General features: G+C 38.6%; 8 protein-coding genes. 7 read left to right on the plus strand and 1 reads right to left on the minus strand.

Annotated elements, in window-relative coordinates; all coding sequences use genetic code 11:
* Nucleotides 1-270: ApaG domain (locus R3333_RS10030; protein ID WP_318958658.1), on the minus strand; the 270-nt coding region annotated here is incomplete at its 3' end.
* A gap of 190 nt (nucleotides 271-460) precedes the next feature.
* Between R3333_RS10030 and R3333_RS10035 the strand changes: the two genes are divergently transcribed.
* The 7 genes from R3333_RS10035 to R3333_RS10065 all read left to right on the plus strand — a co-directional run.
* On the plus strand, nucleotides 461-1,822 hold the full coding sequence (locus R3333_RS10035; protein WP_318958659.1) for a Na(+)-translocating NADH-quinone reductase subunit A: 1,362 nt from the start codon (nucleotides 461-463) through the stop codon (nucleotides 1,820-1,822).
* 26 nt (nucleotides 1,823-1,848) lie between these two features.
* Nucleotides 1,849-3,096, plus strand: a complete 1,248-nt coding sequence (locus tag R3333_RS10040; protein ID WP_318958660.1) for an NADH:ubiquinone reductase (Na(+)-transporting) subunit B — start codon at nucleotides 1,849-1,851, stop codon at nucleotides 3,094-3,096.
* Nucleotides 3,097-3,098: 2 nt separating this feature from the next.
* Nucleotides 3,099-3,809 (plus strand): NADH:ubiquinone reductase (Na(+)-transporting) subunit C, encoded by a 711-nt coding sequence (gene nqrC / locus R3333_RS10045; protein ID WP_318958661.1) that lies wholly within the window; start codon nucleotides 3,099-3,101, stop codon nucleotides 3,807-3,809.
* A gap of 8 nt (nucleotides 3,810-3,817) precedes the next feature.
* A complete protein-coding gene (locus tag R3333_RS10050) occupies nucleotides 3,818-4,507 on the plus strand; it encodes an NADH:ubiquinone reductase (Na(+)-transporting) subunit D (RefSeq protein WP_318958662.1) in 690 nt (229 codons plus the stop codon).
* A 35-nt stretch (nucleotides 4,508-4,542) separates the two neighbouring features.
* Nucleotides 4,543-5,250, plus strand: coding sequence for an NADH:ubiquinone reductase (Na(+)-transporting) subunit E (gene nqrE / locus R3333_RS10055; protein ID WP_318958663.1), 708 nt, complete (start codon nucleotides 4,543-4,545; stop codon nucleotides 5,248-5,250).
* 3 nt (nucleotides 5,251-5,253) lie between these two features.
* Entirely contained in the window at nucleotides 5,254-6,549 is a 1,296-nt protein-coding gene (gene nqrF, locus R3333_RS10060) for an NADH:ubiquinone reductase (Na(+)-transporting) subunit F (RefSeq protein WP_318958664.1), read from the plus strand.
* A 213-nt stretch (nucleotides 6,550-6,762) separates the two neighbouring features.
* On the plus strand, nucleotides 6,763-8,567 hold a 1,805-nt coding region (locus R3333_RS10065), incomplete at its 3' end, for a DNA topoisomerase subunit B (protein WP_318958665.1).

Raw genomic sequence — 8,567 nt, forward strand, 5'->3', positions numbered from 1 at the left:
AAAGTCGCACCCCGAAGAATAGGTATACACCTCGCCCGGTTCAATAATTGGTTGTTCTCCTATTACACCTTCACCTTGAACGGTTCGTGGAGCAGCCAAAGAATCGAAAATTCTCCAATATCTGGAGAGGAGTTGTACGGCGAAAGAATTGCGATTTTCAATTTCAACTTTGTACGTAAAAAAGTATATAGATTGATATACTCTAGAAAGATCAGGTCTAAATTGAGTGCTTACGGAAATTTTAACACCAGAGTTGATAGCAGTGTTCATATGTATTAAGAGTATATATTCAACCTTTAATTTACAAAACTTTGGATATCTCTGAAATAAAATCAGCGAGTTAGACTTTATTTAGAATTATTCCAAATTAGCATAAGACCTTAGGTAGTCGACTAAACGTTTCAACTAGTTCCAAGTATTTTTTATTTTTGCCAAACTTAAACAAAGCTCTATATTAAGCATGTCAAAGACAGTTAAGCTACGAAAAGGGTTAGATATCAGGCTTGTAGGAGAGGCTGATAAGGTAACGGCAGATTTAGCAATGCCGAAAACCGTATCTATTAAACCCACAGATTTTCACGGTTTGGTGCCAAAAATGGTAGTTAAACCAGGTGATAAGGTACAGGCAGGATCTGTTATCTTTTTTGATAAATACAACGATGCTGTAAAATATGTGTCTCCGGTTAGTGGTGAAGTCGCTGAAATCGTAAGGGGAGAGAAAAGACGTATCTTAGAGGTTAGAATCAATGCTGATACTAACATCGAATACGTTCAAGCTTCTCCAGTTACTCCAGCGAATGCAGATGCAGAAAGCGTTAAACAAACTATGCTGAATGCAGGTTTGTGGCCTTTCTTGACGCAAAGACCATTAGGCGTAGTTGCAAATCCAGAGGTGGCTCCTAAAGCGATCTTTATTTCGGGATTTGATACTGCTCCTCTCGCTCCGGATTACGATTTTATTTTACACGGACAAGACGAAGCGTTCCAAGCGGGTATCGATGCGTTGGCAAAATTAACTACAGGTAAAGTTTACTTGGGGTTAAATGCTAAGGTGAAAGGTGATGCAGCTTTAGAAAACGCGAAAAACGTTGTAGTTAATCGTTTCGAAGGAAAGCACCCCGCAGGTAATGTTGGTACACAAATTCACCATGTTAACCCTATTAACAAAGGAGAATTCGTGTTTACAGTAAATGTACAGGATGTTGCTTTAATCGGAAGATACTTCTTAACAGGTAAGTTTGATGCCACTAAGTTGGTAGCATACACAGGTTCTGAAGCTACAAACCGTAAGTATTACAAAACAGTTATCGGTGCAAACCTTACTGATTTAGTGAAGAACAATGTAGAAGGGGATAACGTGCGTGTTATTTCTGGAAATGCCTTAACAGGTACTAACATTGGTGCTGAAGGTTGTTTAAGCTACTACGATAATCAAATCACTATTCTTCCTGAAGGTGATCAGTATAAATTTTTCCTTACAAAAGGTTGGTTAGGTCCTGGTTTCGATAAGTTCTCAGCATCTAAATTATTCCCAACTTGGTTAAACTCTTCTAAGAAGTATACTTTGGATACTAACCTTAATGGTGAAGAAAGAGGATTTGTTGTTACAGGGGAAATGGAAAAAGTATTCCCATTCGATATTTTACCAATGCAGTTAATCAAAGCTTGTATTACGGATGATATCGACGGAATGGAGAATTTAGGTATTTACGAAGTAATACCAGAAGATTTTGCATTGTGTGAATACGTTTGTACATCTAAGGTTGAGATTCAGGAAAAAGTTCGTCAAGGACTTGACTTGATTCAACAAGAATGTATGTAATACTAACTTCATAAGAGTATATAAAAGTGAAAGCATTAGAAAAATTATTACACAAGTGGGACCCAATGTTCGAAAAGGGTGCCAAGTGGGAAAAGTTTCATCCTTTATATGAAACGATGACCACTTTCGCATTTACACCAAAGCACGTTACTAAAAAAGGTGCGCACATTCGTGATGGTGTAGATTTGAAAAGAACAATGTTCATGGTGGTAATCGCCTTGATTCCTTGTTTATTATTCGGTATTTACAACACAGGTCACTGGCACTACGAAATTCAATCGTACTTACCAGGTTCTGAGTTTGAAGCATACAGAGATTACTGGACAGGTTTTGGAGATAAAGTATTGTATGGTTTATCCCGCGTTCTGCCATTAATCGTAGTTTCTTATGGTGTAGGTTTGGCCATTGAATTCGTTTTCGGATTCTTAAAAGGTCACTCTTTACACGAAGGATACCTAGTATCTGGAATGTTAATTCCTTTAATCATGCCAGTTGATGTTCCTTTATGGATGGTAGGTGTTGCTACAGCATTTGCCGTTATTATTGGTAAAGAAGTTTTCGGTGGTACAGGAATGAACATCTTAAACGTTGCTTTAACAGCAAGAGCATTCTTGTTCTTTGCTTACCCAACTGCTATGTCAGGAGACAAAGTATGGAAAGGTGGAACGGCAGACGTTATCGCTCAAAATGGTGGAATGTTGCCAGATGGTGCAACAGGAGCTACAGCATTGGCTGATTTACAGGCAATGAAAACTAACGTTACTGAAAGTGCTTCAGCATTGTTAGACAAATTCCAAGCACAATACGATCCAATTGACGCATTTATGGGAATGATCCCTGGGTCAGTAGGTGAAACTTCTACTTTAGCTGTATTGATCGGTGCATTGATCTTATTGGTAACTGGAGTTGCTTCTTGGAGAATCATCGTTTCTTTCTTTGCAGGAGGATTCTTATTCGGATTATTGATGAACGCTATAGGTGGTAACGCTTACTTTGACATGCCAGCATACTACCACTTAATCATCGGTGGATTCGCATTTGGAGCCGTATTTATGGCAACAGATCCTGTAACGGCAGCACAAACAAGTGTTGGTAAATTATGGTATGGATTCTTAGCGGGTTGTATTGCAGTGTTGATCAGAACATTGAACCCAGCTTACCCAGAAGGTGTAATGTTAGCAATCTTGTTTATGAACGTAATGGCTCCTATTATTGACCACTACGTAATTCAAGCAAATGTTAAACGTCGTTTAAAAAGACTTAAAACTGCATAGTAATGGCAATTAATAGAGATAGTAACGGATATACATTTGGATTTGCAATAGCATTAGTTGTTGTTGTAGGTACCATATTGGCATCTCTGTCGCTTGGTTTGGCGGATATCAAAAAAGCAAACGCAGAGAAGAAAAAGAAGATGGACATCTTAAGTGCCATTGGAATTGAGTCTACAAGAAGTACGGTAGATGGAATTTACGACGAAACAGTATTGAACTCTTTCGTAGTGGATGCAACTGGAAATGTAATGGAAGGTGAGAAAGCATTCAGCGTAGATGTAAGAAACCAGTACAGAAATAAGACGATAGCAAAAGCAGATAGAAAATACCCAGTTTTCGAAGCGAAGAACGCAGAAGGTGAAATGATTACAATTTTACCGGTTGTAGGTGCTGGACTTTGGGGACCAATTTGGGGATACATCGCAATTGGAGAAGACAACGAAACAATTGCTGGTGCTGCATTCGATCACAAAGGAGAAACTCCAGGTTTAGGAGCTGAGATCAAACAAACTTTCTTTGAGAAAAGATGGGTTGGAGAGAAAATCTCAGTAAACAACCAATTCCAACCAATTCAAGTTGTGAAGGATGGATCTGGTGTAAATGAAATGAAAGTTGACGGTATTACTGGAGGTACAATTACTTCAGTAGGTGTTGGTGAAATGATGAACCGTACCATGGCTGTTTACGTTAAATATTTCAACAACAAGAAATAAGGAAAGCGATGAGTGAAACTGTAGAAAAAACAAAAGCTCCAAGCGAGCCATTATTCTCGAAAAAGAATAGAAAATTAGTTACGGATCCTTTATCAGACAATAACCCAATTACAATTCAGGTATTAGGTATTTGTTCAGCTTTGGCGATTACAGTACAAGTTGAGCAGGCCTTTTGGATGTCTGTTTCTGTATTGTTCGTATTGGTAATGGGTAACTTAACAATCTCTTTGTTAAGAAACTTAATTCCGTCTAGAATTAGAATTATTGTACAATTAGTAGTTGTTGCCTCATTGGTAATTATTGTGGATGAATTGTTACAAGCCTTCGTACCAGATATTTCTGAGAAACTATCGGTATTCGTTGGTTTGATCATTACCAACTGTATTATCATGGGACGTTTCGAAGCATTTGCTATGGGTAACAAGCCTTGGCCTTCTATCATGGATGCCTTAGGTAACTCATTCGGATATGCTTGGATCTTGTTATTGGTAGCCTTAGTACGTGAGTTGTTCGGATCAGGAAAAATCTTAGGATTTGAAATTTTCGGTAACAACCTTCCAGGTGAAGAGTCTGGTTTATACGCTATGGGATACGTGAACAATAACATGATGATTTTACCTCCTATGGCTTTGATCGTAGTAGGAATCATTATCTGGGTGCAACGTTCAAGAAATAAAGCGTTAATCGAGGATCACTAGAAAAGAGATTTACTAATTATAAAAGACATTAAATAATGGATACTACATTAGACATATTTGTAAAAGCGATCTTTTCTGAGAATATGATTTTCGCATACTTCTTGGGAATGTGTTCTTACTTAGCTGTATCTAAAACTGTAAAAACTGCAGTTGGATTAGGAGCAGCGGTAATATTCGTATTGGGAATCACTATCCCAATGAACTACTTGTTACAAAACTACGTATTGAAAGAAGGTGCTTTAGGATGGTTAAATCCTGAGTACGGTTTAGATGGTGCACACACAATCGATTTAAGCTTCCTTTCTTTCATCATGTTCATCGCAGTTATTGCCTCTATGGTACAGTTGGTGGAGATGTTGGTTGAGAAATTTGCTCCTGCACTTTACGGTGCTTTGGGTATCTTCTTACCATTGATCGCTGTAAACTGTTCTATCTTAGGAGGTGCATTGTTCATGGCAGATCGTCAATACTCTACAATTACTGATGCAACAGCATTCGGTATTGGTTCAGGTATTGGATGGTTCTTGGCTATCGTTGCAATTGCTGCTATTCGTGAGAAAATTAGATACTCTCAAATTCCACCAGCTTTAAGAGGTTTGGGGATTACTTTCATCCTTACAGGATTGATGGGTATCGCTTTCATGAGTTTCATGGGTATTGAATACAAAAACGGAGATAAGAAAGCTGAAACTCCAAAAGTTGAGGCGGTTCAAACTTCACAAAACATCGAATTAAACAAATAAGATATGGGCTTAGGTATTATTATAACAGTAGCAGTATTCTTAATAGTAGTTTTGTTGCTAACGAGTATGTTGCTATTTGCTAAGGCAAAGTTATCTCCGTCTGGTAAAATTAAAATTACCATCAACGGTGATAAAGAATTAGAAGTAGATGGTGGTGGTTCACTACTTTCTACATTGGGTAACGAAGGAATTTTCTTACCATCAGCTTGTGGTGGTGGGGGTACTTGTGTACAGTGTACGTGTCAAGTACTTTCTGGAGGTGGAAACATCTTACCAACAGAAGAGCCTCACTTTTCTCGTAAAGAGATTGCTGATCACTACCGTTTAGGTTGTCAGGTGAAAGTGAAAGAAGACATGGAGATTAAAATCCATGACGAAATTTTAGGGATCAAGGAGTGGGAAGCAGAAGTTGTTTCTAACTACAACGTTGCCTCTTTCATCAAAGAATTTATCGTTGAGATTCCTGAAGATATGGATTACAAAGCGGGTGGTTACATCCAAATTCGTATTCCAAATTGTGTAGTGAACTTTAAGGATATGGACATCACTGCTCACCCAGATGATCACCCAGGAGAACCAATGAAATTCCAAACAGAATGGGATAAATTCGGTTTATGGGATCTTCAAATGAAGAATGACGAGGATGTAGTACGTGCTTACTCTATGGCTTCTTACCCTGCAGAAGGAAGAAGAATTATGTTGAACGTTCGTATTGCTACTCCACCATGGGATAGAAAAGCGAATGGATGGATGAAAGTTAACCCAGGGGTTGCTTCTTCTTACATCTTCAACTTAAAACCAGGGGATAAAGCAACTATTTCTGGTCCTTACGGTGAATTCTTTATCAACGAGGATTCAGATGCAGAAATGTTATACATCGGTGGTGGAGCAGGTATGGCGCCAATGCGTTCTCACTTGTACCACTTATTCAAGACATTGAAAACTGATCGTAAAGTTTCTTACTGGTACGGTGGTCGTTCAAGAAGAGAATTGTTCTACTTAGAGCACTTCCGTTCATTAGAGCGTGACTTCCCGAACTTTAAGTTCCACTTGGTTCTTTCAGAGCCATTACCAGAAGATAACTGGAAAGAGAAGAAAAGCATGGATGACGAAGGAGACGGATTCGTTGGTTTCGTTCACCAAGCAGTAATAGATAACTATTTAACACATCATGAAGCTCCAGAGGATATAGAATTCTATTTCTGTGGACCACCATTGATGAACAACGCGGTTGTTAAGATGTGTGATGACTGGGGAGTTCCACCAGAAAACGTATCTTTCGACGACTTCGGTGGTTAAGATATTTAAAAGCCCTCTTTTTAGAGGGCTTTTTTTATGCCCCAAATCTTCCTTAGGTAGTAGATTTCAATTGTGAATTACCTGTTAATAAAATAGACCTATATCTACCTTGTTTTAGCTCGCTATTGCGGTTTTGTTTCGTTATATTTGTTAGCCCTGTCTTAACGTCTAGTTAATGCAGGTACATAAATCATAAATTGTAGAATTTATAGTATGAGCGAAGAAAATTCAAAAGCAAATTATTCAGCGGATAATATTCAGATTTTAGAGGGATTAGAAGCAGTACGTAAACGTCCAGCCATGTATATTGGTGACGTAGGCGTAAAAGGACTTCACCACTGTGTTTACGAGGTAGTAGACAACTCTATTGATGAGGCCTTAGCTGGATATTGTGACACCATAAAAGTTTCTATCAATGAAGGAGAATCTATTACTGTTGAAGATAACGGTAGAGGTATTCCAACAGCGATGCACACGAAAGAGAAAAAGTCTGCACTAGAAGTTGTAATGACTGTATTACACGCAGGGGGTAAATTCGACAAAGATACCTACAAGGTATCGGGAGGTTTACACGGTGTAGGTGTATCTTGTGTGAATGCATTATCTAGTGATTTAAAAGCTACGGTATACAGAGACGGAAAAATTTGGCAACAAGAATACAAAATTGGTAAACCACAATACGACGTTAAAGTTGTAGGTGAGACTGAGTTGAATGGTACGATTGTTACTTTCCAACCGGATGCTTCGATTTTCGAACACACTGTTTTCAATTATGAGACTTTAGCTGCGCGTATGCGTGAGCTTGCTTTTTTGAATAAGGGAATTAAAATTACCTTAACAGATAATAGAGCAGAATATCAAGATGAAGATGGAAAAGCACCTGAAGAGGTTTTCTACTCTGAGGGAGGATTAAAAGAATTCGCACAATATTTAGATAGAAACCGTGAGCCACTTATTGAAGATGTAATTTACATCGATGGAGAAAAAGACGGTATTCCTGTTGAAGTAGCATTGACGTATAACACTTCGTACACAGAGAATATTCAAGCTTACGTAAACAACATTAATACCCATGAAGGGGGAACGCACCTTTCTGGTTTTAGACGTGGTTTAACAAATACTTTGAAGAAATATGCCGACGAAAGTGGTATGTTAACCAAAGAAAAAATAGAAATTGCTGGGGATGACTTTAGAGAAGGTTTAACGGCAGTGGTTTCTGTTAAAGTTCAAGAGCCGCAATTCGAAGGACAAACAAAAACAAAATTAGGAAACAGAGAAGTTACTGCTCCTGTATCGCAGGCAGTTTCTGAAATGTTGAAAATATACTTAGAAGAACATCCAAACGATGCGAAGAAAATTGTTGAGAAGGTAATCCTTGCAGCAAGAGCCAGAAATGCGGCGCGTAAAGCACGTGAGATGGTACAACGTAAGAATGTTTTAACAGGAAGTGGTTTACCTGGTAAATTGGCCGATTGTTCTTCTAAAGATGCTGCTGAATGTGAGATTTACTTAGTCGAGGGAGACTCGGCAGGTGGAACTGCAAAACAAGGTAGAGATAGAATGTTCCAAGCCATCATGCCTTTAAGAGGTAAGATCTTGAACGTTGAAAAAGCAATGCAACACAAAATCTTCGAAAATGAAGAAATTAAAAATATCTACACTGCTTTAGGAGTAAGAGTAGGTACAGAAGATGATGCGAAAGCTTTAAATACCGAGAAACTAAGATACCACAAGATCATTATCATGTGTGATGCCGATGTGGATGGTAGCCACATCGAAACATTGATTCTTACCTTCTTCTTCCGCTACATGCGTGAGTTGATTGAAGCGGGTTACATTTATATCGCGACGCCTCCTTTATACTTAGTGAAGAAAGGTGCGAAGTCAGATTACGCATGGAACGATGACCAACGTGACCGTTTGGTAGACCAATTCAAAGGATCTGGTCCAGCATCTTCAGTTGGAGTACAACGTTACAAAGGTTTGGGAGAGATGAATGCGGAACAACTTTGGGATAC

The sequence above is a fragment of the Lishizhenia sp. genome, assembly GCF_033720595.1.
Classification (GTDB): domain Bacteria; phylum Bacteroidota; class Bacteroidia; order Flavobacteriales_D; family Crocinitomicaceae; genus Lishizhenia.

Coding starts and splice junctions, on each gene's coding strand:
- nqrE (WP_318958663.1), top strand. CDS start 4,543: ATGGATACTACATTAGACATATTTGTAAAAGCGATCTTTTCTGAGAAT.
- nqrF (WP_318958664.1), top strand. CDS start 5,254: ATGGGCTTAGGTATTATTATAACAGTAGCAGTATTCTTAATAGTAGTT.
- R3333_RS10050 (WP_318958662.1), top strand. CDS start 3,818: ATGAGTGAAACTGTAGAAAAAACAAAAGCTCCAAGCGAGCCATTATTC.
- nqrC (WP_318958661.1), top strand. CDS start 3,099: ATGGCAATTAATAGAGATAGTAACGGATATACATTTGGATTTGCAATA.
- R3333_RS10035 (WP_318958659.1), top strand. CDS start 461: ATGTCAAAGACAGTTAAGCTACGAAAAGGGTTAGATATCAGGCTTGTA.